The organism is Aliiroseovarius sp. PTFE2010 (genome assembly GCF_049943335.1).
Taxonomy (GTDB): domain Bacteria; phylum Pseudomonadota; class Alphaproteobacteria; order Rhodobacterales; family Rhodobacteraceae; genus JBNFVY01.
Genome location: NZ_JBNFVY010000002.1, coordinates 215,876 through 238,599, shown reverse-complemented (window position 1 = coordinate 238,599; position 22,724 = coordinate 215,876). Strand labels below are relative to the sequence as shown.

The 22,724-nt window shown below is 63.4% G+C and carries 17 protein-coding genes; 11 read left to right on the top strand and 6 right to left on the bottom strand.

The window, feature by feature from the left end; genetic code table 11:
* Window positions 1-227 precede the first annotated feature (227 nt).
* The 3 genes from ACP2AV_RS04990 to ACP2AV_RS04980 all read left to right on the top strand — a co-directional run bounded on the left by ACP2AV_RS04990 (window position 228) and on the right by ACP2AV_RS04980 (window position 4,308).
* Window positions 228-1,223: a helix-turn-helix domain-containing protein gene (locus ACP2AV_RS04990; RefSeq protein ID WP_426371581.1), complete on the top strand. Its 996-nt coding sequence runs from the start codon at window positions 228-230 to the stop codon at window positions 1,221-1,223.
* 435 nt (window positions 1,224-1,658) lie between these two features.
* On the top strand, window positions 1,659-2,123 hold the full coding sequence (locus tag ACP2AV_RS04985) for a (2Fe-2S)-binding protein (RefSeq protein WP_426371580.1): 465 nt from the start codon (window positions 1,659-1,661) through the stop codon (window positions 2,121-2,123).
* 4 nt (window positions 2,124-2,127) lie between these two features.
* A complete protein-coding gene (locus tag ACP2AV_RS04980) occupies window positions 2,128-4,308 on the top strand; it encodes a molybdopterin cofactor-binding domain-containing protein (protein ID WP_426371579.1) in 2,181 nt (726 codons plus the stop codon).
* 112 nt (window positions 4,309-4,420) lie between these two features.
* On the opposite strand, the gene ACP2AV_RS04975 is transcribed toward ACP2AV_RS04980, so the two are convergent.
* The 4 genes from ACP2AV_RS04975 to ACP2AV_RS04960 all read right to left on the bottom strand — a co-directional run bounded on the left by ACP2AV_RS04975 (window position 4,421) and on the right by ACP2AV_RS04960 (window position 9,937).
* The gene (locus ACP2AV_RS04975; protein WP_426371578.1) at window positions 4,421-5,512 is read right to left on the bottom strand and encodes an AAA family ATPase; all 1,092 of its coding nucleotides are present in this window, start codon (window positions 5,510-5,512) and stop codon (window positions 4,421-4,423) included.
* Window positions 5,513-6,002: 490 nt separating this feature from the next.
* The gene (gene cueR, locus ACP2AV_RS04970; RefSeq protein ID WP_426371577.1) at window positions 6,003-6,401 is read right to left on the bottom strand and encodes a Cu(I)-responsive transcriptional regulator; all 399 of its coding nucleotides are present in this window, start codon (window positions 6,399-6,401) and stop codon (window positions 6,003-6,005) included.
* The gene (locus ACP2AV_RS04965; RefSeq protein ID WP_426371576.1) at window positions 6,398-8,872 is read right to left on the bottom strand and encodes a heavy metal translocating P-type ATPase; all 2,475 of its coding nucleotides are present in this window, start codon (window positions 8,870-8,872) and stop codon (window positions 6,398-6,400) included. Before ACP2AV_RS04965 ends, cueR begins: the two co-directional genes overlap by 4 nt.
* Before the next feature lie 66 nt (window positions 8,873-8,938).
* Window positions 8,939-9,937, bottom strand: coding sequence for a DUF2125 domain-containing protein (locus tag ACP2AV_RS04960; protein WP_426371575.1), 999 nt, complete (start codon window positions 9,935-9,937; stop codon window positions 8,939-8,941).
* A 67-nt stretch (window positions 9,938-10,004) separates the two neighbouring features.
* On the opposite strand from ACP2AV_RS04960, the gene ACP2AV_RS04955 reads away from it, so the two are divergent.
* From ACP2AV_RS04955 to ACP2AV_RS04945, 3 genes are all read left to right on the top strand, one after another.
* The gene (locus ACP2AV_RS04955) at window positions 10,005-10,538 is read left to right on the top strand and encodes a gamma-glutamylcyclotransferase (protein ID WP_426371574.1); all 534 of its coding nucleotides are present in this window, start codon (window positions 10,005-10,007) and stop codon (window positions 10,536-10,538) included.
* 87 nt (window positions 10,539-10,625) lie between these two features.
* Window positions 10,626-11,783: a biopolymer transporter ExbB gene (locus ACP2AV_RS04950; protein WP_426371573.1), complete on the top strand. Its 1,158-nt coding sequence runs from the start codon at window positions 10,626-10,628 to the stop codon at window positions 11,781-11,783.
* 1 nt (window position 11,784) lies between these two features.
* Window positions 11,785-13,530 carry a peptidoglycan -binding protein gene (locus ACP2AV_RS04945; protein WP_426371572.1) on the top strand — a complete coding sequence of 582 codons (1,746 nt, stop codon included), beginning with the start codon at window positions 11,785-11,787 and terminating at the stop codon, window positions 13,528-13,530.
* Between the two features lie 70 nt (window positions 13,531-13,600).
* Here the strand turns inward: ACP2AV_RS04945 and clpA are convergent, their stop codons facing one another.
* Together clpA and gloB are read right to left on the bottom strand one after the other, a co-directional pair.
* On the bottom strand, window positions 13,601-15,931 hold the full coding sequence (gene clpA, locus ACP2AV_RS04940; protein ID WP_426371571.1) for an ATP-dependent Clp protease ATP-binding subunit ClpA: 2,331 nt from the start codon (window positions 15,929-15,931) through the stop codon (window positions 13,601-13,603).
* A gap of 201 nt (window positions 15,932-16,132) precedes the next feature.
* Complete coding sequence (gene gloB, locus ACP2AV_RS04935) at window positions 16,133-16,894, bottom strand: hydroxyacylglutathione hydrolase (RefSeq protein WP_426371570.1); 762 nt, start codon at window positions 16,892-16,894, stop codon at window positions 16,133-16,135.
* 63 nt (window positions 16,895-16,957) lie between these two features.
* Between gloB and ACP2AV_RS04930 the strand changes: the two genes are divergently transcribed.
* The 5 genes from ACP2AV_RS04930 to atpD all read left to right on the top strand — a co-directional run bounded on the left by ACP2AV_RS04930 (window position 16,958) and on the right by atpD (window position 22,707).
* On the top strand, window positions 16,958-17,707 hold the full coding sequence (locus ACP2AV_RS04930; protein WP_426371569.1) for a class I SAM-dependent methyltransferase: 750 nt from the start codon (window positions 16,958-16,960) through the stop codon (window positions 17,705-17,707).
* Between the two features lie 567 nt (window positions 17,708-18,274).
* A complete protein-coding gene (locus ACP2AV_RS04925) occupies window positions 18,275-18,835 on the top strand; it encodes a F0F1 ATP synthase subunit delta (RefSeq protein ID WP_426371568.1) in 561 nt (186 codons plus the stop codon).
* The gene (gene atpA, locus ACP2AV_RS04920; protein ID WP_426371567.1) at window positions 18,835-20,373 is read left to right on the top strand and encodes a F0F1 ATP synthase subunit alpha; all 1,539 of its coding nucleotides are present in this window, start codon (window positions 18,835-18,837) and stop codon (window positions 20,371-20,373) included. The genes ACP2AV_RS04925 and atpA overlap by 1 nt, the downstream gene beginning before the upstream one ends.
* 14 nt (window positions 20,374-20,387) lie before the next feature.
* Window positions 20,388-21,263, top strand: coding sequence for a F0F1 ATP synthase subunit gamma (locus tag ACP2AV_RS04915; protein WP_426371566.1), 876 nt, complete (start codon window positions 20,388-20,390; stop codon window positions 21,261-21,263).
* Window positions 21,264-21,282: 19 nt separating this feature from the next.
* Window positions 21,283-22,707 (top strand): F0F1 ATP synthase subunit beta, encoded by a 1,425-nt coding sequence (gene atpD / locus ACP2AV_RS04910; RefSeq protein ID WP_426371565.1) that lies wholly within the window; start codon window positions 21,283-21,285, stop codon window positions 22,705-22,707.
* Window positions 22,708-22,724: the final 17 nt, after the last annotated feature.

The window sequence follows — 22,724 nt, the reverse complement described above, 5'->3', positions numbered from 1 at the left end:
TTCGGCGCGGCATAGAAGTGTGGCCCGCCTTTTCGGGCAAGCGATATCAACATTTGCCGTAAGGGGCTGGCATGCCATACCCCCCCCCTTTTCACAGCTTGACGACAGGGCATGTTTGCTTATTTGCTAAAGACCCCAAGAGCATCACAATCTGGGGAACGAGCGCTGATCAGAGATGCGGGTCCGCTGACTTTCTGACATGTTGCCCCAGAACCGGAGCGAACCCTATGTCCACCGTGCGCCACTACAAGATCGCTGCAGTCGTCCGACAGACCTGCAATATCATGGGCATTTCCGTCCCCCGTGTGCTGGCCCGCGCGGCGTTGGCATCTGACTGCCTGGAAAATGAAGGCAAGGGCGTGGACGCGGCCGCGTATTTCCGGCTGTGGACGGCGTTTGCAGAAGAAAGCGGCGATCCCGATTTGCCGCTTACCCTTGGGCGGGGTGCGTCGCGTGGGCCATTTCAACCCGCGCTACTTGCCTTTTCGTCCAGCCCCGATATTGCCACGGGCCTGCGCCGCCTGGCCGTGTTCAAGCCGCTGGTGGCGCCGATCAATCTTGACATCACACAGACCGACCAGCACCTGAACGTCCGGTTCTCGGGGGCCGATGGACAGGCGACGCCGGCCGTCATGGCCGCAACCGAGATCATCTTTTTCCTTGATTTTGCACGGGCTTTTACCGCCCATCATGTCTTGCCGCACGCCATCACACTGCCGAACCTGGATTGGGTCACCGACGCGTTTCGCGACTATGTCGGCGCACCGGTAACACACGGCGATCACATCGCGCTGTCCTTCACGATGGCCGACGCAAAGCGCCCGCTGATTTCGGCAGACACCGAATTTTACAACCTGATCGAAAAGGAACTTTTGGCGCGGCTGTCCGGGCATGGGGATGATGCCGCGCTCAGCGGTCGGGTGCGCCGGGTTCTGGCGGACCTTTTGCCATCGGGGCAAGTTTCAATCGACACGGTCAGCGCCCGGTTGAACCTGAGCAAGCGCAGTCTGCAACGCAAGCTGAAGGACGAAAACACCAGTTTCCAGGCGCTGCTGGATGCCACCCGGGCGTCCCTGGCGATGACCTATCTGCGCGACCAAAAGCTGAGCGCAGAAGAGACCAGTTTTCTTCTGGCCTACCAGGATCCCAATTCTTTCTACCGCGCGTTCCATGAATGGACGGGCATGACCCCTTCGCAGGCCAGGGTGGCGGAAATCAACTGATCCTCGCGATTGGCGGATCACGTTCCGGCCCCATCGATCCCACACCATCGATCCCACACCATCGATCCCGCCCCTTCGATCACTGGCCAGACGCTGATGGCCGGGAACCCGGGGAACCCGTTTTCATCACCCACATATTCGCGATCCACGCTGTGGCAAGACAGATGCGATGCGCTAGATGTCAGCGGACAGACAGGTAGCTGCAACCGGCATGTCAGCGGCACAGGTGGGTCAAAGTCGCGGCGCAAGCGTCGTCGCCGCTGGCGCTTTTTGTTGGTTTATTGGCGCGATTCCCAAGCGACGTTGGCTAAGGGACTGCGTATATTGATTTCAGTGCAAACCGAAAGGCTGCTCTGACAAAGAATGCTGTGCCATTGTCTTGGCACGATTAGGGTCTTGGCACGAATAGGTCTGGGCACGATTAGGGAGAAGAACATGAAACGCGAACTGAACATCAACGGCACAACGACAACAGTCGATGCCGAAGACGGCACACCCTTGCTTTGGGTCATCCGGGATGAATTGAAGATGACCGGCACCAAATTCGGCTGCGGGGTTGCGTCCTGCGGGGCCTGTACGGTGCATGTCGACGGCCAGCCGGTCCGGTCCTGTCAGACCAATATCGAAGATGTCGACGGGGTCGATATCCGCACCATCGAAGCGATGGAGCAAGACCGCGTCGGGGCTGCGGTGCAGCAGGCCTGGGCCGAACTGGATGTGGTGCAATGCGGATATTGCCAATCGGGTCAGATCATGTCTGCCGTCGGTCTTTTGAACGAAAACGCCAAGCCCAACGCCGAAGAAATCGATGCCTACATGTGGGGCAACGCCTGCCGTTGTGCCACCTATCAACGTATCCGTGCCGGCGTTCAGCGCGCCGCCGAAATTCTGGAGGCTTGATCCGATGAATGTGAATACCTCTCGCCGGGGCTTCCTGAAAGGGGCGGCTGCGACGGCTGCCGTTCTCTATGTTGGCGCACGTGCCGATGGCGCTTTGGCGGCCAGTTCTGACGCGTCCGATCTGAACCCGTTTGTGCGCATCGGCTCGGACGGCCGCGTGACCGCAATCGTCAAGCATTTCGAAAAGGGGCAGGGCCCCGCGACCGGTCTGACGACGCTGATCGCCGAAGAACTTGGCGTGACGATGGACCAGATCGATTATGAATTCGCCCCGTCCAACCCGCAGGTCTATGGCAACACGCTGTTCGGCGGTATCCAGGGCACCGGCGGCTCGACCGCGATGGCCAACAGCTTTATGCAATACCGCACCGCAGGGGCAGCCGCGCGCGACATGCTGATCGCAGCGGCGGCCGGCGAATGGGGTGTACAGGCCAGCACGCTCGACATCGTTGACGGCCAGATCACCGGCGGCGGAAAATCCGCGCCGCTGGCAGATTTTGTCGCAGCAGCCGCCGCGCTGGACGCCCCCGAGCAGCCACGCCTGCGCACGCCGGACGAATGGCGTCTGATCGGCAAGGAAGGCGCGGTCAAACGCAAGGATACCCCGGTCAAGATAAACGGCAGCGCCACGTTCGCGATGGATCTGCAGTTGGACAACCAACTGGTGGTGGTCATTGCACATGCGCCGCGGCGCGGGGCCAAGGTCGCCAGCTTTGACGCCAGCGGCGCGCAAGGCAAGCCCGGGTTCGTCATGGCACAGACCCTGCCGGATGCGTCCGGCGTTGCGGTCTATGCCGACTCGACCTGGGCCGCGATCAGCGCGCGCGACGCGCTGACAGTGGAATGGGACAATTCGGCCGCCGAAATGCGTTCGTCCGACGAAATCAAGGCCGAGCTGATCGCCGGCGTCAATGGCCCCAGCACCTATCAGAAGTGGGGCGATCAATCCGCCACCGCCGATGCCGTCGATGGGGCGGCAAAGGTGATCGACAAGACGTTCTATTTCCCGCTGCTCGCGCACGCCCCGATGGAACCCTTGACCTGCACCATCGCGCCGACGGACGATGGCGGTGTGGTGCTGCATGATGGGGCGCAATTCCCCACATTCAGCCACATGACCGTCAGCCAGGTGCTGCAGTTGCCGATGGAAAAGGTTCAGGTCAACACGCTTCTGGCGGGCGGATCGTTTGGCCGGCGCGCCAATCCCACGGCCGATTACAACCTTGAATGTGCGATGGCCTTCGCGATGACCGACCGCTCGCGCCCCGTCAAGCTGGTCTGGACCCGAGAGGACGACATCAAGGGCGGCTACTATCGCCCCGCCTTCGCGCATCGCGTGCGTGTCGGTCTGGACGACAACGGCGCGATCATTGGCTGGGACCACCGCATCGCGGGCCAGTCGATCATGAAAGGCACCTCGATGGAGCAGATGTCCGTGATTGACGGTGTCGATCATTCGTCGGTCGAAGGTGTGGCGGACACCCCTTATGCGGTTCCGGGCATGGCCGTGGGCCTGACCGACCATGCCAAGGCGACAAGCGTTTTGTGGTGGCGTTCAGTCGGGCACACGCATACCGCTTATGTCATGGAAAGCATGTTGGACCTGGTGGCGCAGGAAACCGATGCCGACCCGCTGGCGCTGCGCCTGTCCATGCTGCCGGGCGATACCCCGGCCCAGACCCGCATGATCGGTGTGCTCAACCAGGTTGCTGACCTGGCCAACTGGTCCGCTCCGGCACCCGACGGGCGCGCACGCGGCCTTGCGGTGCATCATTCCTTCGGGTCCTTTGTTGCCGAAGTGGCCGAGGTGTCGGGCGGCGGCGACGATCCGGTCAAGATCGAAAAGGTCTGGGCGGCTGTCGATTGCGGCGTTCCGGTGAACCCGGATGTGATCCGTGCCCAGATCGAAGGCGGGATCGGCTTTGGGATCGGCGCCGTGATGCGCAACGAAATCACCTTGACCAAAGGCGAGGTGGATCAGTCCAACTTCCCCGATTACGAGCCTTTGCGCATGTCCGATATCGGCGCGATCGAAGTCGCTGTGATCCAGTCGATGGAGGCGCCGACCGGCGTGGGCGAACCCGGCACGCCGCCCTCGGGCCCGGCCTTGGCAAACGCCATCGCGCGTGCTGGCGGCGCGCGTGTGACCGAGTTGCCGATGCTAGGACAGGTTGATTTCGCCTAAGTCTCAGGCCCCCCAACAGGGCCCACAACAGGCCCCACAAAAGAACGCGCCATGGTGATCCTTGGCGCGTTTTTTAATGCTCGGTCGGACCCCAATCAAAAGGGCGGCCAGATCAGTGCACCATCGGGCGTGTTTCGATCACTTCGGCCAGCCGCAACATGCGTGATACGCTGCGCAGCGACAGCCCTGATATATCCACCCGCTGCAGCGCGTCTATGACCGCATCAATGGCCGGCTGGCTCAGGTCGCGCTTGCGACCTTCAAGCGTGACGAATTCGGCCAGATGCGCCAATCCGGGCGAGGCCACTTCGACAATCGTCAGACGACTGCGCAGCACTGCCGGAATCCCAAGGCGATTGTTCGATGTCATGATCCACGACACATGCGACATATCGAACGGCACCCTGAAATAGACGCAGTCCCATTTCCTGGATGTCGCCGGTTCGATCATCGACAAAAGCGTATCGGCGAAAGGGGTTTCACTCTTCGATCTGAACCGGGTGCTGGCCTTGCAGATCTCGTCCACGACAACGACCGGGTTGGCGACCTTGTGGGTCAGAATCGCTTCGACCGGGCGGCCCGGCTGTGATGACGAATAGCCCCGTTCCAGCCCGGCCAACTCCATCCCCGCGCCGCCCTTGGTCGCATCCAGCAGCACCGAAGGCGCGCCGACCAACTGGGCCACCCGGCGCGCCCAGGTGGATTTGCCGACACCCGGCGGCCCGTCCACAAGCAGCGGCGCAACGGTAAAGACGCCATCGCGCCTGGCCGCAAGGCGCATGTCCTGCCAGACCTTTTCGTTGGCCGCCCGCATCCAGGGCATTTCCGCTTCCAGCTGCGCGGCCATTTCGTCTGCGCGGTGCTCGGACTCAATGGTCACCGCCGCGACCGATGGCCCAAGCGCCACAAGGCGCGCGCGCTCGGTTGCGTGCAGATGGCGCATTCCCAGGGCTTCGTCAAAGTGCCGGGACATCCGTTGGGCCCGCCGTTTGGCGCGGTGGATGTCGCGGTCACAGATCAGGCCGCGGGCGATCTTTTCGTCGTCGCTCATCGCTTTTTCGGGTTTGGCGATGTCGCCTTGGCCCTGTTCAAAAGCCGCGCGGCGATCCGCGCGCAGGGTCAGGATATGGCCCACGAAATGGTCGACCAATTCGTCTTGGGTCTTGTAGTTCTTCGGGATCGGCAGGATAGGAACACGTGTCATGGCGGCTTTCTGTGCAAGCGAACAGAACCGGATAAATCGGAAATGTTTTCAGTGGGTTGCTGATGGCTGCGCCAAGGCAGCCGACATCGATCAGGGGCTTCGCAGCCCTGGCGGTCTTATGTAACGATTTCGCGTCATGACCTGCATCAAGAGCCGAGTCGCACCGCCCGGTCAACAGCGAAGATACCCACTTATCCACAGGCGCGGCCAAGGCGCTCTGGGGATGGGTAACGCTTTTGCTTGCGGATCAGGCGCCTAGCGGGCGCAACGAAAGTCCGGGGCGCGCGGGAATTATTTCAGGCGCGCCAGTTCGCGCCAGTATTCGCCTGTTCACCCCCTGTGCGTTCCGTTCTGACATCCGGCTTGGCGCTATGCGCAACGTGCACGGCGACAATATTTGGCGCGCGAAACACCTGCGCTGATCGAATACCCCCGCGCGGGCACGCAGACCCGCGCCGGAGTCCGCGCCTTCGCGGGCGTCGGGATCGCCCTAGCCACGGGTCAGCCCGGCGCCCAGATCCGACAGGATCGGGCAATCGGGCCGGTCATCGCCCGAGCAGCACCGCACCAGTTCGCCCAGCGTTTCGTGCATGGCCTGAAGTTCGGCGATCTTGGCTTCGATCCGGGCCAGGTGGCCTTGCGCGATTACCTTGACGTCGGCGCTAGCCCGGTCTTGATCGTTGTACAGCGCCAGCAGCGCGCGGCAGTCTTCGATGGAAAATCCAAGCCCCCGTGCGCGGCCCAGAAAGGCAAGGCGATGCAGGTCCGCATTGCCAAAGCGGCGGTAGCCATTGTCGCCGCGCGCCGGGGTGATCAGGCCGATGTCTTCGTAATAGCGGATGGTTTTCGCAGGCACGCCGGTGCGTTTGGCCACGTCTCCGATGTTCATGGCGTGCCCCTTTGCGCGCCGCTCAGGACCGGGCGCACCAGACGCAGGCGCAGCGCGTTCGATACCACCAGCACGCTGGATGCGGCCATGGCCCCGGCCCCCAGCATGGGCGATAGTTGCCAGCCAAACGCGGGGTAAAAGACGCCCGCCGCGACCGGGATCAGCAACACGTTATAGCAAAAGGCCCAAAACAGGTTCTGGCGGATATTGCGCATGGTGCGGCGCGACATGTCGATGGCGCGCACCGCCCCGCGCAAATCGCCCCCCACCAGCACCACATCCGCCGCTTCGATCGCCACATCCGTCCCCGAGCCCATGGCCAGCCCCACATCCGCCGCCGCCAGCGCGGGCGCATCGTTGATTCCATCGCCCACAAAGGCCAGCTTGGCGCCGTCTGCCCGCAGGTCATCAAGCGCGTCGACCTTGCCGCCCGGCAGCACTTCGGCCACCGCGTAGTCGATGCCCAGATCGTGGGCGACCGCGTCGACGGCGCCGCGCGCATCGCCCGAAATGACCGCCACGCGCACCCCTAGGTCATGCAGAGCGGCAATCGCATCGCGCGTGCTGGCGCGCAGTGGATCGCTGATCGCAAGCGCCATGACCGCCTGCCTGTCGATCGCAGCGAGCACCGGGGTCGCCCCGGATGCCACGTGCTGCTGCAACGCCTGCGCCAGCGTCGATGCGTCAATGCCTTCGTCGGCCAGGAACCGGGCCGATCCGACCAGCACCCGTTGCCCGCCCACCGTGCCCGACAGGCCACGTCCGCCATGGGCGGTAACCTCGCGCGCGTCGGGCAGGGCCAGCCCGTCGGCAGCGCCGATGATGGCGCGCGCCAACGGGTGATCGCTGGCCGTTTCCAGGGCGGCCACTGCGGCCAGGGCCGTGTCGTGATCGATGCCGTTGGCCAGTTCGATATGGGTCACGGCGGGGCGGCCTTCGGTCAGGGTGCCGGTCTTGTCCAGTGCAACCACGTCCACACCGCTGAGCGCTTGCAGGGCATCGCCCTTGCGAAACAGAACCCCCATTTCCGCGGCGCGCCCGGTGCCCACCATGATCGAGGTCGGCGTGGCCAGGCCCATCGCGCAAGGACAGGCGATGATCAGCACCGACACGCCGGCCACCAGTGCCTTGGTCAGCGCCGGGGACGGGGCCAACGCCAGCCACGCCAGAACCGTCACAGCCGCGACGCCCAGAACGGCCGGTACGAACCACAGCGTTACCTTGTCGACCAATGACTGGATCGGCAGTTTGCCCGCCTGCGCCTCGGACACCATGCGCTGAATCTGGGCCAGAACCGTGTCGCGTCCAACCTGCGTGATGCGCACCTGCAGCGTGCCCGCCCCGTTGACCGTTCCGCCCGTCACGCTGTCGCCGGGCGCGCGCAAGACGGGCAAGGGTTCGCCGGTGATCATGCTTTCGTCAACGTGGCTCTGGCCGTCCACGACCTGGCCGTCGGCGGGCAAACGGGCACCGGCGCGCACCAGGGCAATGTCGCCGACAGCCAGATCGCCGGCCGCGATGTCAACCGGCGCGCCGTCGCGCAGCACCACCGCGCGCGCCGGAGTCAGGCCCGCCAGCCGCGCGATGGCGGCGCTGGCGCGGCCCTTGGCGCGCGCTTCCAGGTAGCGGCCCAGCAGCACCAGCACCACGATGACCACCGCGGCTTCGTAGTAGACCGCGCGCGCGTCTTGGGGCAGGGCGGCGGGCAGGAAGGTGGCAATCGTCGAATAGCCCCAGGCGGCCAGGGTGCCAAGCGCGACAAGGCTGTTCATATCAGGCCCACCGCGCAGCAGGGCCGGTATGCCCTTGGTGTAAAAGACCCGCCCCGGCCCGGCCAGGACCGCCGTGGCCAACACGAACTGGACGATCCAACTGGTCTGGACCCCCACCGTACCGGCGATCCAGTGATGCATCGCGGGGATCAGATGTCCGCCCATTTCCACCACGAAAACCGGCAGGGCCAACACGGCCGCCACCAGCAGATTGCGCCGTAACACGGCGGCCTCGGCCTGTTTGCGTTCGGTGATCGACGTGTCGTCGCCGCCCCCGGCCACGCGGGCCTCGTACCCGGCATCTTTGCACGCCTGTACCAGATCTTCGGGGCGCACAGCCCCTTGCAGAATGCGTACGTGGGCCTCTTCGCTGGCCAAATTCACCGACACATCCGCAACGCCCGGCACCGCGGCCAGCGCTTTTTCGACCCGGCCCACGCAGGACGCGCAGGTCATGCCGGAAATCGCCAGCGTCACGTCACCCAGGCGCGCCGGATAGCCGGCGCTCTGCAGGGCGTCGCTGAGGCCCTTGGCGTCTTGCGCCCCGGGCGCATAGGTGACCTGCACAGATTCCCGCGCCAGGTTCACCGCCGCGTTGTCCACACCGGGCAGGGCGGTCAGCGCGCGTTCGACGCGCCCCGCGCAGCCCGCGCAGGTCATTCCGTTGACATCAAAGGAAACAGTGGTTTGGGCGGCCATGATCTCACCTGAGGGTTGTGTCAGGTCAGATATAGGCCTTCCAGTAAATGGAAGGTCAAGGCCGGCTCACCGAATAATCAGGCGCGGCGCCTGTCCCAGCGGGATCGGCCCAAAGCTGATGATCCCGTTGCGAAAGGTCAAAGGCGCATCCAGCGTGCGCGGATCGCCCGACAGTTTCGACACGAATTCCAGCGCCTTGCGCAACGTCGGCACGAACCCTGCCGGCACCGCGCCTGATGCTTCGGCGATGGCCAGCATATCACGCCAGTTGGCGGCCTTGACGGTGATATCGCCGGTGGGAATGCCGCGGGTGTCCACGGTCAGATTGCCCGCGATCCTGAGATCCAGATCGCCCCATTTGGCCTGCACCAGATCCAGATCGAGCGTTTCGATCTGGGGGCGGGCGGTTTCGATTGCATGGCGGTCCCACGGGTCGGTAAAGCCCAGTTTGGCCTGCGCCTTGAATATCGAAAAGCTGGCGGGCAGGGAATTGGTCGGGTCCAGCTGATCGCGCAGCCCATCGGACGGGGTCAGGCCCTTGGCTTCGAAATATATGTCATGGACCCGGTCCGATCCGGCCTGCCGGGTGGCCAGCTGACCGGAATTCAGCCGCGCGGTCCAGCCCAGCGTCGATGACAGCGCCATGTCGGCCATGGCGAATGTCGCGCGGTTCAGCGTCAGGTCGGTGTCGGGGTCAAACACGATCGATCCGCGCAAGTCGCTGCTGGTCACCGCGATGCGCTGGTAGGGCGAGGCGACGATCTGTTCACCGGGCAGGCGCAGGATGATGTGATTGGGTTTGTAGCTGAGTTGCAGGATTTCAAGGCGCGGCACGCTCCAGGCCACGCCGGTGGACGGGTCGGCCAGTTCCAGCGCCTGGATGGTGGTGTCGAACCGGTTTGGAAAGCCGATGGTGTTCAGCCGGTCATATTCGGCCACCCAGCCGGCCTGTTGGCGATCGGCCAGCCAGGTGCGCAGCGCCCCTTCCATGGCACGCGATCCGACAAACCAGTAGCCCGCCCATCCGAGCGCGGCCAACAAGATCACATAAACGATTTTGCGCATGACCCACCTTTTGATTTTCCGCTCTGATGACTATAGGGCGAAAAGGCAACTGACCAGAGGACAGAACATGGATCCGGTTTGGGTATTCGGCTATGGCTCGCTGATCTGGAACCCCGGGTTTGACGTGGCCGAGCGGGCGATAGCGCGGCTGGGCGGGTTTGCGCGCAGTTTTTGCATGTGGTCGATCCACCATCGCGGCACCGTCGACGATCCGGGGCTGGTGTTGGCGCTGGACCGGGACGACGGGGCGGCCTGCATGGGCATGGCGTTTCGCATGGGCGGGGATGTGGCGGGCGGCTTGGCGGAATTGCGCGAACGCGAACTGGTGTCTTCGGCCTACCGCGAGGAACGCCACATCCTGTCGCTGAGCGATGGCCGACAGGTCGAGGCGCTGACCTATGTCGTTGACCGCGATCACGCGCAGTATTGCGGCGCGCTGACGCTTGAGCGCCAGGCGCAGATCATTGCGCGCGCGCGGGGCGGGCGCGGGGCGAACCACGAATACCTGACCAACACCGCCCGGCATCTGGACGAACTGGGCCTGCCCGATCCCGATCTGACATGGCTGAGCGCGCGGGTGCGCGACATCACGGGGGTCTGACACTACATCTTGTGTTGGCAGGCGCCACTTCTACCCCTATCCTTCGCCTGACCGACAACCGACAAGCAATGGGGCAGGGTCCGCACCATGGAACAACACCGCAGCGACGTCGTGGTGCATTTCTCGCAGCCAGTGCGCCAGATCGTCATGATGGTGCTGGTGCTGGTGCTGCTTGGGTTGGGGGTGTACGTCATGCTGCCGCGCGTGGCGCCGCTGTTCCTGGCCAACCCCTATCTCAACGGCTTCATCGCGCTGGTCTTTGTGATCGGGGTGCTGGCCTGTTTCTGGCAGGTCGTGCAGTTGATCGCCTCGGTCAACTGGATTGAACGCTTTACCGGCTTCCGGCCCAAGGGTGGCAACGACAAGGCGCCGCGCCTGCTGGCCCCGCTGGCCGCCCTGATGCGCGGGCGCGAGGCGAACAGCCAGATCTCGTCGACCTCGGCGCGCTCGATCCTGGATTCCGTGGCCACCCGCATCGATGAAGCACGCGACATCACTCGCTACCTTGTCAACCTGTTGATATTCCTTGGCCTTTTGGGAACGTTCTTTGGCCTGGCCACGACGGTCCCGGCGATGGTCGACACCATCCGCAGCCTTGCACCGACCGAAGGGGAAGGCGGGGTTCAGGTGTTCTCGCGGCTGATGGGCGGGCTTGAAGCGCAACTGGGCGGGATGGGCACGGCGTTTTCCTCGTCGCTTTTGGGGCTGTTCGGATCGCTGGTCGTGGGGATGCTTGAGCTTTTCGCCAGCCACGGGCAGAACCGCTTTTTCCGCGAGCTTGAAGAATGGATGTCCTCGATCACCCGCATCGGGTTTGCGGGGGACAGCGATGGCGACACCAGCGCGGCAACGGCCGTGCTCGATCACATGTCCGGCCAGATCGACCGGATGCGCATCCTGTTTTCCGAGGCGCGCCAGGATCAGGCCAGTGTCGATGCGCGTCTGATGGCACTGGCGGGCACCATCGAAAAACTGACCGAACGCTTGGACGCGGATGGTCAGGCCAGCGCCGCCATGCACCGCGTCGCCGACGGGCAGGAAAAACTGGCCGCGATCCTGACCCGGCAAGCCGAAGACGCCGCCGGCCAGGTGGATGCGGAAAGCCGGATGCGCCTGCGCTCGATCGACGTGCAGCTCTTGCGCATTCTCGAAGAACTGTCCGCCGGGCGGCAGGAAACCATGGGCGAACTGCGGGCCGATCTGGCCGCGTTGACCAAGGCCATCCGCGCCCAGCAGGGGCGCTGACATGGCCCTGACCCGCCGCGCCACGCAACGCATGTCCGGGGCGATCTGGCCCGGTTTCGTCGATGCGATGACCGCGCTTTTGCTGGTGCTGATGTTCGTGCTGACGATTTTCATGGTGGTGCAGACCATGCTGCGCGACACGATCACCGGGCAAGAAAGCGAACTTGAGGCGCTGGCGGGCGAGGTTGATGCCCTGGCCCGCGCGCTGGGGCTGGAACAGCAACGCGCCTTTGATCTGGGCCAGCAGGTGTCGCGGCTCACCGATGACGTGCAGCAGGCGCAGGCGCAGGCCGACCGCCAGCGCACGCTGATCGCCACCCTGCGCAGCCAGATCGGCGAACAGAGCGACCGGATCGCCAGTTTCGAAGAGCAGGTGGCCGCGCTGCTGTCCGAGCGCGACGCCGCCCTGGGGCAAATGGCTGCCCTGGAACAGGCGCAGACCCGGTTGATCGACGAACAAGAGGCGCTGAACCTTGCGCTCGCCAATGCGCGGCAGGAAATTGACGCGCAGGCCGAAGCTGCCCGTCTGGCCGCGGCCCGGCGCGAGGCGCTGGAGGCGTTGATCGCGTCACTGGAATCCGACGCCGAAACCCGCCAGAGCGCGCTTGAGGATGCCCGCACCGCGCTGCAGCGCGAACGCAGCCGCGCCGCCGACCTGTTGGCCGCGCTCACCGCGGCGCAGGACAAGGCCGCGCTGAGCGCCGAAGAACTGGCGGCCGCGCGCGCGCGGGTGGACGAAACCACCGCCGCGCTCAGCGCCGCCGAAGAGGCACGGTTGGCCGAAGCCGCCGCCGCGCAAGCCCTGCGCAAACGGCTGGCCGACGCGGACGCTGAACTGACCGCGATGACCCTTGCGCTGGAAGAAAAGCGCAAAGAGGCCGAAGAAACCCTGACCCTTCTGGCCGCCGCGCGCAGCGAAACCGCCGCGTTGGCGCGCGAAAGGCAAAGCGAGCTGAGCGAGGCCGAGCGGAACGCGGGCCTTTTGGCCGCCGCGCGCAGCGCACTGGCCGAGCAAAAGGACATTTCCGCCGACGCGCAGCGCAAGGTGGCGCTGCTGAACGAACAATTGGCCGAGTTGCGCAGCCAGCTATCGACCCTTCAGGCCATTCTGGATGCCAGCGCCGCCGAGGATGAGACCGCGCAAGTGCAGATCGAGACCCTGACCGGGCAACTCAACGCCGCGTTGGCGCGCGCCGCGTCCGAGCAGCGCCGGCGCGCACAGCTGGAAGAGGCCGAGCGCGAACGGCTGGAAAAAGAAGCGCAGCGGCTGGCCGAAGAGGCCAGATCGCTTGCGAACTACCGGTCTGAATTCTTTGGCAGAATGCGCGAGATCCTTGGCGATCTGGAAGGTGTGCGGATCGTGGGGGACCGGTTCGTGTTTTCGTCCGAGGTGCTGTTTGCCACCGGCTCGGCGCAGCTGTCCGCGGGCGGGCGTGCGCAAATCGCGCAGGTGGCTGACACCCTGTCGGGAATCGCCGATGACATCCCGCCCCAGATCGACTGGGTCATCCGCGTTGACGGGCATACCGACAGTCAGCCGATCTTTGGCGGGCGCTACGCCGACAACTGGGAACTCAGCCAGGCGCGGGCGCTGTCGGTGGTGCGCTATATGACAGACGGGCTTGGATTTCCGCCCGAGCGGCTGGCCGCGACGGGCTTTGGCGAATACCAGCCGGTGGCCAAGGGCGACAGCCCCGCCGCGCTGGCCGCGAACCGGCGGATCGAACTGAAACTGACTGAAAAATAGCTGTATCCAAAATGAAAAGGGCCGCTGGTCGCGGCCCTTTGCTTTGCTCTGGTAACCTGTGGCTGGCCGGTCAGTCGGCGGTCAGCAGGGGGGGCTTTTTCTTGGATGTCAGGCGCGCTTTTTGCGGCTCTTCGATGCGCAGATCGATCTTGCCATCCTTGACGCCCACCTTGACCAGCCCGCCTTTGGCCAGTTTGCCGAACAGCAGTTCTTCGGCCAGCGGTTTTTTGATGTGTTCCTGGATCACGCGGCCAAGCGGGCGCGCGCCCATCTTGTCGTCGTAGCCCTTTTCGCCCAGCCATTCCGCGGCGCGTTTGGTCAGGTCGATATGAACGTTGCGGTCGATCAGTTGCGCTTCCAGTTGCAGCACGAACTTTTCGACGATCTGCAGGATGACATCCTTGGGCAGGGGCGCAAAGCTGATCACCGCGTCCAGACGGTTGCGGAATTCGGGCGTGAAGGTGCGTTCGATGGCGGCGGTATCTTCGCCTTCGCGCCGCTCGCGGCCGAACCCGAAGGCGGCCTTGGCCTGTTCTGCAGCGCCCGCGTTCGAGGTCATGATCAGGATCACGTTGCGGAAATCCACCGTGCGCCCGTTGTGATCGGTCAGCTTGCCGTGGTCCATCACCTGCAGCAGGATATTGTAGACATCCGGGTGGGCTTTTTCGATCTCGTCGAGCAGCAGCACGCAGTGCGGGTGCTGATCCACGCCATCGGTCAGCATGCCGCCCTGGTCAAATCCGACATAGCCCGGAGGCGCGCCGATCAGGCGGCTGACCGCGTGTTTTTCCATGTATTCCGACATGTCAAAGCGCAGCAGTTCCACGCCAAGGCTGTCAGCCAGTTGCTTGGCGACTTCGGTTTTGCCGACGCCGGTCGGCCCTGCGAACAGGTAGTTGCCGATGGGTTTTTCGGGTTCGCGCAGACCGGCCCGGGCCAGTTTGATCGCGCTCGACAGCGCTTCGATCGCGGCGTTCTGCCCGAAGACCACGCGCTTGAGCGTCGCTTCGAGATCCTTGAGCACCTCGGCATCGTCCTTGGTGACGTTCTTGGGCGGGATGCGGGCGATCTTGGCCACCACGGCTTCGATTTCCTTGGGGCTGATCGTCTTGCGCCGCTTGCTTTCGGCCACCAGATGCTGCGCCGCGCCGGCTTCGTCGATCACGTCGATCGCCTTGTCGGGCAGCTTGCGATCATGGATGTAGCGGGCCGACAGTTCCACGGCCGTCTTGATCGCATCCGCGGTGTAGCGAATGTCGTGGTGATCTTCGAAATAGGGTTTGAGGCCCTGCAGGATCTTGATCGTGTCATCGACCGATGGTTCGCTCACGTCGATTTTCTGGAACCGGCGGCTCAGCGCGCGGTCCTTTTCGAAGTGCTGGCGGAATTCCTTGTAGGTGGTCGACCCCATGCAGCGCAGTTTGCCGCCCTGCAGCGCGGGTTTCAGCAGGTTGCTGGCATCCATCGCCCCGCCCGATGTGGCGCCGGCGCCGATCACCGTGTGGATTTCGTCAATGAACAGCACCGCGTCAGGGTGGTCTTCCAATTCGGAAACCACGGCTTTCAGGCGCTCTTCGAAATCGCCGCGATAGCGGGTGCCGGCCAGCAGCGCGGCCATATCCAGGGAAAAGATCGTGGCGTTGGCCAGAACCTCGGGGGTTTCGCCGTCAACGATCTTTTTGGCCAGACCTTCCGCGATGGCGGTCTTGCCCACGCCCGGATCGCCCACCAGCAGCGGGTTGTTCTTGCGCCGGCGGCACAGCACCTGAATGCAGCGCTCGACTTCGCCTTCGCGCCCGATCAGGGGATCAACTTCGCCCTCGCGCGCCTTGGCGTTCAGATCGACGCAGTATTTGCCCAAGGCGCTTTCCTTGTCGTCGCTCTTGGTCGCTTCTGCGTCGATGGATGGTTCATCGTCGTCGCTGGCGCCGGTGATCGGGCGCGGTTCGCCGAAACTTGGGTCTTTGGCGACGCCGTGGGCGATGAAATTCACCGCATCATAGCGCGTCATGTCCTGTTCTTGCAGGAAATAGGCGGCATTCGATTCGCGTTCGGCAAAGATCGCCACCAGCACATTAGCGCCGGTGACTTCGGTGCGGCCCGACGATTGCACATGGATCGCAGCGCGCTGGATCACGCGCTGGAACGCGGCGGTCGGCACTGCTTCCGAGCCTTCGATATTGGTGACCAGGGTGGACAGTTCATCGTCTATGAAGGTGACCAGTTGCTGGCGCAATTCTTCCACATCGACGCTGCACGCCTTCATGACCTTGGCGGCATCGTCTTCGTCGATCAGCGCGAGCAGCAGGTGTTCGAGCGTCGCCAGTTCATGGCGGCGCGCATTGGCCAGGGCCAAGGCGGAATGAATGGCTTGCTCGAGTGAGTTCGAAAATGACGGCACGTGAACGGCGCTCCTTATAGTAAGGTCATTGGGGGACAGCGCGGTCCCGTTCTGACCGTGGCCTGTTATAGTTAAAGTTCGATTGAAATCGTCCGGCTTCAAGGTTTTTTTGCCGTTTTGCGATCACTTTTCGGACAAAGCGCGTTTTTGCGGCACAGGAATCCCGCCACTTTGTGCGGAACCGGATGATTGTCACGACCTTCAGAACTTGTCCTTGCGGCGCCGGATCTCGGCAAAGACGTCGACATCGGCGGCGTCCTCCATGCCGAGCGCTGCTTTCACATCTGGGATATGGGCGCGCAGGAACGGGTTGGTTTCTTTTTCCAGACCCAAGCTGGCCGGGACCGTGGGCTTGCCTTGGGCCCGGGTGGCTGAGATCTGGTCTGCTCTTGATGTAAGTGCGGCGTTGCCCGGTTCAATGGTTTGCGCGAATTTCGCGTTGCCCAGGGTGTATTCGTGGCCCGAATAGACCTGGGTGTCATCGGGCAGGGCAGCCAGACGGCACAGGGAATCGTACATCATGTCCGGCGTGCCTTCAAAGATGCGCCCGCAGCCAAGCGCCATCAGGCTGTCGGCGGTGAACAGCGCGCCGGCGTTGGGGTAATGGAACGCGATGTGGCCCAGCGTATGGCCGGGCACCGCGATCACCTCGCACAGCGCATCGCCCGTGCCGCCCGCAAAGCCCGGCTCCAGCGCCATGTCCAGTTTCGGCAGCTTGTCGGCCTCGGCCTTGGGGCCCATCACCGGGCAGCCGTAGCGGGCGCGCAATTCGTCGACCCCGCCGACGTGGTCGTGGTGGTGGTGGGTGATCATGATGACGCCCAGCTGCCAGCCACGCGCGTCGAGCGCGGCGATGATCGGCGCAGCTTCGGGCGCATCAATCAGCGCCACCCCGTCGGGCCCTTTCACCAGATAGGCATAATTGTCCGACAGGCAGGGGACGGTCACGATCTCAAGAGGCATTTTCTTTTCCCGCGTCTGGTCTATGGTCAGGGAAACTGTGGCCCGAGCGGACCCCTGATTGCAATGCACCTCGACGTTGTTGACCTGAGAAACTTTTATTATCGCACCGGTCTTGGCCGGGCGGCGCAGCGTATGGTGCGCGAGGCCGTGGCCGAAATGTGGGCGCCCACGGCCGCCACGGGGCAGACCGTGGCAGGCTTTGGGTTCGCGGTGCCGTTGCTGCGCCCCTACCTGGCCGATGCGCGCCGGGTCATCAGCCTGATGCCGGGCCAGCAAGGCGTCATGCCCTGGCCGACCGGCGGGCCCAACCATTCGGTATTGTGCGAAGAAACGCTCTGGCCGTTGCAGACGGGCCATGTCGACCGGCTGATCGTGATGCACGGGCTGGAAACGTCCGAGCATCCTTCGGCGCTGCTCGATGAATGCTGGCGGGTGCTGGGGCCCGGCGGGCGGGTGATCTTTGTCGTGCCGAACCGCACCGGTCTGTGGTCGCGGCGCGATGCCACGCCGTTCGGGTTCGGGCGGCCCTATTCGTCGAGTCAGCTGGAAGTGCAGTTGAAACGGCATCGCTTTTTGCCCGAACGCAGCGCGGCGGCGCTCTATCAGCCGCCCTCGCACAAGCGATTCTGGCTGCGCTCGGGGCCGGTCTGGGAACGGATCGGGCGCAAGATCCCGGTGCTGGCGGGCGGGGTGCTGGTGGTCGAGGCGTCAAAGCAGGTCTATGCCCAGACCGGGACCGGCGCACCGGTCAGCGGGCGCAAGCGGCGCGGCGTGCTGGCCGGGGTGCCCAGCCCCGAAGCCAAGCCGATCTGACGGGCCCTGCGGTTCTGGCCGTGCGAGTCTGGCTGTGCGGTTCTGGCCCTGCGAATTTGGCTGTGCGGTTCTGGCCCTGCGAATTTAGCTTTGCGAATCTGTCGGTACGGTGTGGTCCGCGAAGTGGCTTGCGATGTGACGTGCAAAGCCGGCCCCGCAAATTAGGCCCGCAAAATTGGATTGGCTTTATCCGCCCTGCGATTCCAATGCTGCAATGTGGCCCGTGATTTCGGCCCGCACCGTCGCGCGCGCCGTCGCCCTCACCGTCGCCCGGAGACGTCGCCGCGCGCGAAAACCGCCGAAAAAACTGCCCCATAAGGCGGGGCGCAATGTCGCACCTTGGGGGGCTATGTGGTATACCCCGGTATACAGGGCAGCAGAGTCAGGCGATTTCGCGCATGCGGCAAGGCACTGAATTCCGGCGCAAGGCGGTTGCGGCATCGGAAATGCTCTGTTACATGCAAGCCGATTTTGGTGCGCGCCGTTCGCGGTACGCACCATTGGGCTGCCCCCCTTGCGTCCAACGCACACGGCGCATGTGGGGCTAAGACAATCGGAAGGGTGGACGTGTCCGAACCAGCTTCGATCTCAGGCGGCATCGCCGCACGTTATGCGACGGCCATTTTTGAACTGGCCAAGGAAGGTAAATCGCTCAAGGCGCTGGAAAGCGACGTCGATGCGTTGGATGCCGCGATGGCCGAAAGCGCCGATCTGCGCGACGTGATATCGTCGCCGGTCTTCAGCCGCGACCAGCAGAGCGCCGCGATTACCGCTGTCGCGAAAAAAATGAACCTCGGCACCACCATGGTCAATACGCTGGGCCTGATGGCCTCCAAGCGCCGCCTGTTCGTGCTGCCGCACCTGATCACCGCCCTGCGCGAACGCATCGCCGCCGAAAAGGGCGAAGTGACCGCCGATGTGACCGCCGCCAAGGCGATGACCAAGGCGCAACAGGACAAGCTTGCCAAGACGCTGAAGGCGCAAGTTGGCAAGGATGTGAAAATCAATCTGGCCGTCGATGAAACACTCATCGGTGGCCTTGTCGTTAAAGTGGGCTCGCAAATGATCGACACGTCGATCAAGGCCAAGCTCAACTCCCTCCAGAATGCAATGAAAGAGGTCGGATAATGGGAATCCAGGCAGCCGAAATTTCTGCGATCCTCAAGGAGCAGATCAAGAACTTTGGCCAAGAGGCCGAAGTGGCCGAAGTGGGTCGTGTGCTTTCGGTGGGCGACGGTATCGCCCGCGTGCACGGTCTGGACAACATCCAGGCTGGCGAAATGGTCGAATTCCCCGGTGGGATCCGCGGTATGGCGCTGAACCTCGAAACCGACAACGTCGGTGTCGTGATCTTCGGCTCGGACCGGGACATCAAGGAAGGCGACGTCGTCAAGCGCACCAAGTCCATCGTGGACGTGCCCGCCGGCGAAGCGCTGCTGGGGCGCGTTGTTGACGGTCTGGGCAACCCGATCGACGGCAAAGGCGAAATCAAGGCCACCGAGCGCCGCATCGCAGACGTGAAAGCGCCCGGCATCATCCCGCGTAAATCGGTGCACGAACCGATGGCCACCGGCCTGAAATCGGTTGACGCGATGATCCCGATCGGCCGCGGCCAGCGTGAGCTGATCATTGGCGACCGTCAGACCGGCAAGACCGCCATCGCGCTCGACACCATCCTGAACCAGAAAAGCTACAACGACGCCGCCGGCGACGACGACAGCAAAAAGCTGTACTGCGTCTATGTCGCGATTGGCCAAAAGCGTTCGACCGTGGCCCAGCTGGTGAAGAAACTGGAAGAAACCGGCGCCATCGATTATTCGATCATCGTGGCCGCGACCGCGTCCGATCCCGCGCCGATGCAGTTCATGGCCCCCTACGCCGCAACGGCGATGGCCGAATATTTCCGCGACAACGGCAAGCACGCGCTGATCATCTATGATGACCTGTCCAAGCAGGCCGTGTCCTATCGCCAGATGTCGCTGCTGCTGCGCCGTCCGCCGGGACGTGAAGCCTATCCGGGCGACGTGTTCTACCTGCACTCGCGTCTGCTGGAACGTTCGGCCAAGCTGAACGAAGATCACGGCGCAGGGTCGCTGACCGCGCTGCCGATCATCGAAACCCAGGGTGGCGACGTGTCGGCCTTTATTCCGACCAACGTGATTTCGATCACCGACGGCCAGATCTTTTTGGAAACCGAACTGTTCTACCAGGGGATCCGCCCGGCCGTGAACACCGGTCTGTCGGTGTCGCGTGTGGGGTCTTCGGCCCAGTCCAACGCGATGTCGTCGGTTGCCGGTCCGGTGAAACTGTCGCTGGCCCAGTACCGCGAAATGGCGGCCTTTGCCCAGTTCGGGTCTGACCTTGACGCCGCGACCCAGCAGTTGCTGAACCGTGGTGCGCGTCTGACCGAACTGATGAAACAGCCGCAGTATTCGCCGCTGACCAACGCTGAAATCGTGGTTGTGATCTTTGCCGGCACCAACGGCTACCTCGACAAGGTCGCGGTCAAAGACGTGGCCCGCTTCGAAGACGGCCTGCTGGCGCACATGCGTGCCAAGCATATGGACGTTCTGGACTGGATCACCAACGACGATCCCAAGATCAAGGGCGATGCTGCTGTCAGGTTGAAAGCTGCTATCGACGAGTTCGCCGCAGACTTCGCATAAGGAGAGATAAGGCAATGCCAAATCTCAAGGACCTTAAAAACCGGATCGCGTCGGTCAAATCGACCCGCAAGATCACCAAGGCCATGCAGATGGTGGCCGCCGCGAAATTGCGGCGGGCCCAAGAAGCTGCCGAGGCTGCGCGCCCCTATGCTGAACGGTTCAACGCCGTCATGGGTGCGCTGTCGGCGGCCTCAGCCGGGTCGGATTCGGCGCCGCGCCTGTTGGCCGGCACCGGCTCGGATCAGGTGCAGCTTCTGGTCGTGATGACGTCGGAAAAGGGCCTCTGCGGGGGCTTCAACACCAACATCGTCAAACTGGCCAAGACGCGCATTGCGGAACTGCAAGCCACCGGGAAACAGGTGAAAATCCTGACCGTCGGCAAAAAGGGCCGTGAACAGCTCAAGCGGGACTACAGCGATCTGATGATCGGCCACGTGGACCTGACCGAGGTCAAGACCATCGGCTATGCCAATGCGCAATCCATCGCGCAGGACGTGCTGACGCGGTTTGACGCCGGTGAATTCGACGTCGCGACGATCTTTTTCGCGCAGTTCGAAAACGTGGTCACCCAGTTGCCGACCGCGCTTCAGATCATCCCCGCCGCCTACGAAGATACGGGCGAGGGCGAGGAAAGCGTCGTCTACGATTACGAGCCCAGCGAAGAGGCCATTCTGGCCGACCTGCTGCCGCGCGGTGTGGCCACGCAGATCTTTACGGCTCTGCTGGAAAACGGTGCGTCCGAACAGGGCGCCCGGATGTCGGCGATGGACAACGCGACGCGCAATGCGGGCGAGATGATCGACAAACTGACCATCGAATACAACCGCTCGCGTCAGGCCGTGATCACGAACGAGCTTATCGAAATCATTTCGGGCGCCGAGGCGCTCTAAGACCTACCGGAGAAACGAAATGGCAAACGCAAAAGGCAAAATCACCCAGGTGATCGGCGCCGTTGTGGACGTTCAGTTCGAGGACGAGCTCCCCGAAATTCTGAACGCCCTTGAAACCGACAACAATGGCAAGCGTCTGGTTCTTGAGGTTGCGCAGCACCTCGGCGAAAACACCGTTCGCTGCATCGCGATGGACGCGACCGAAGGTCTGGTCCGCGGTCAGACCGTCAGCGATACCGGCACCCCGATTTCGGTGCCGGTTGGCAACGCGACGCTGGGCCGTATCCTGAACGTCATCGGCGAACCGGTTGACGAAGGCGCGCCGATCGAAGCCGATGAATACCGTCCGATCCACGCTGAGGCCCCTGCGTTTCAGGATCAGTCGACGGAATCGGAAATCCTGGTGACCGGCATCAAGGTGATCGACCTGCTGGCCCCCTATTCCAAGGGCGGCAAGATTGGCCTGTTCGGCGGCGCCGGCGTGGGCAAGACGGTTCTGATCATGGAACTGATCAACAACATCGCCAAAGTGCACTCGGGCTTTTCGGTTTTCGCCGGTGTGGGCGAACGGACGCGGGAAGGTAACGACCTGTATCACGAGATGATCGAATCCAACGTCATCAAGCCCGACAACCTGCAAGAATCGCAAGTGGCCCTGGTTTACGGCCAGATGAACGAACCTCCGGGGGCGCGTGCCCGTGTTGCGCTGACCGGCCTGACCCTGGCCGAGCAGTTCCGCGACCAGTCCGGGACCGACGTTCTGTTCTTCGTCGACAACATCTTCCGCTTCACGCAGGCCGGGTCCGAAGTGTCCGCACTGTTGGGTCGTATCCCGTCGGCCGTGGGCTATCAGCCGACACTGGCCACCGACATGGGCGCGATGCAGGAACGCATCACCTCGACCAAGAACGGGTCGATCACGTCGATCCAGGCCGTCTATGTTCCCGCGGATGACCTTACCGACCCGGCGCCGGCCACAACCTTTGCCCACCTCGACGCGCAGACGGTTCTCAGCCGGGCGATTTCGGAACTGGGTATCTACCCGGCCGTTGACCCGCTGGATTCCAACTCGCGCCTGATGGACCCGCAGATCGTTGGCGAAGAACACTACCAGGTTGCCCGTGACGTTCAGGGGATCCTTCAGCGCTACAAGTCGCTGCAGGACATCATCGCCATTCTGGGCATGGACGAACTGAGCGAAGAAGACAAACTGACCGTGTCGCGCGCCCGTAAGATCCAGCGCTTCCTGTCGCAGCCCTTCGACGTGGCCAAGGTGTTTACCGGGTCCGACGGCATCCAGGTGCCGCTGGAAAAAACCATCGCGTCCTTCAAGGCCGTGGTTGCCGGTGAATACGATCACCTGCCCGAAGGCGCCTTCTACATGGTTGGCGACATCGACGAAGTGGTCGCCAAGGCCGAAAAAATGGCTGCCGACGCCGCTTGACGCAACATGGCCCACCT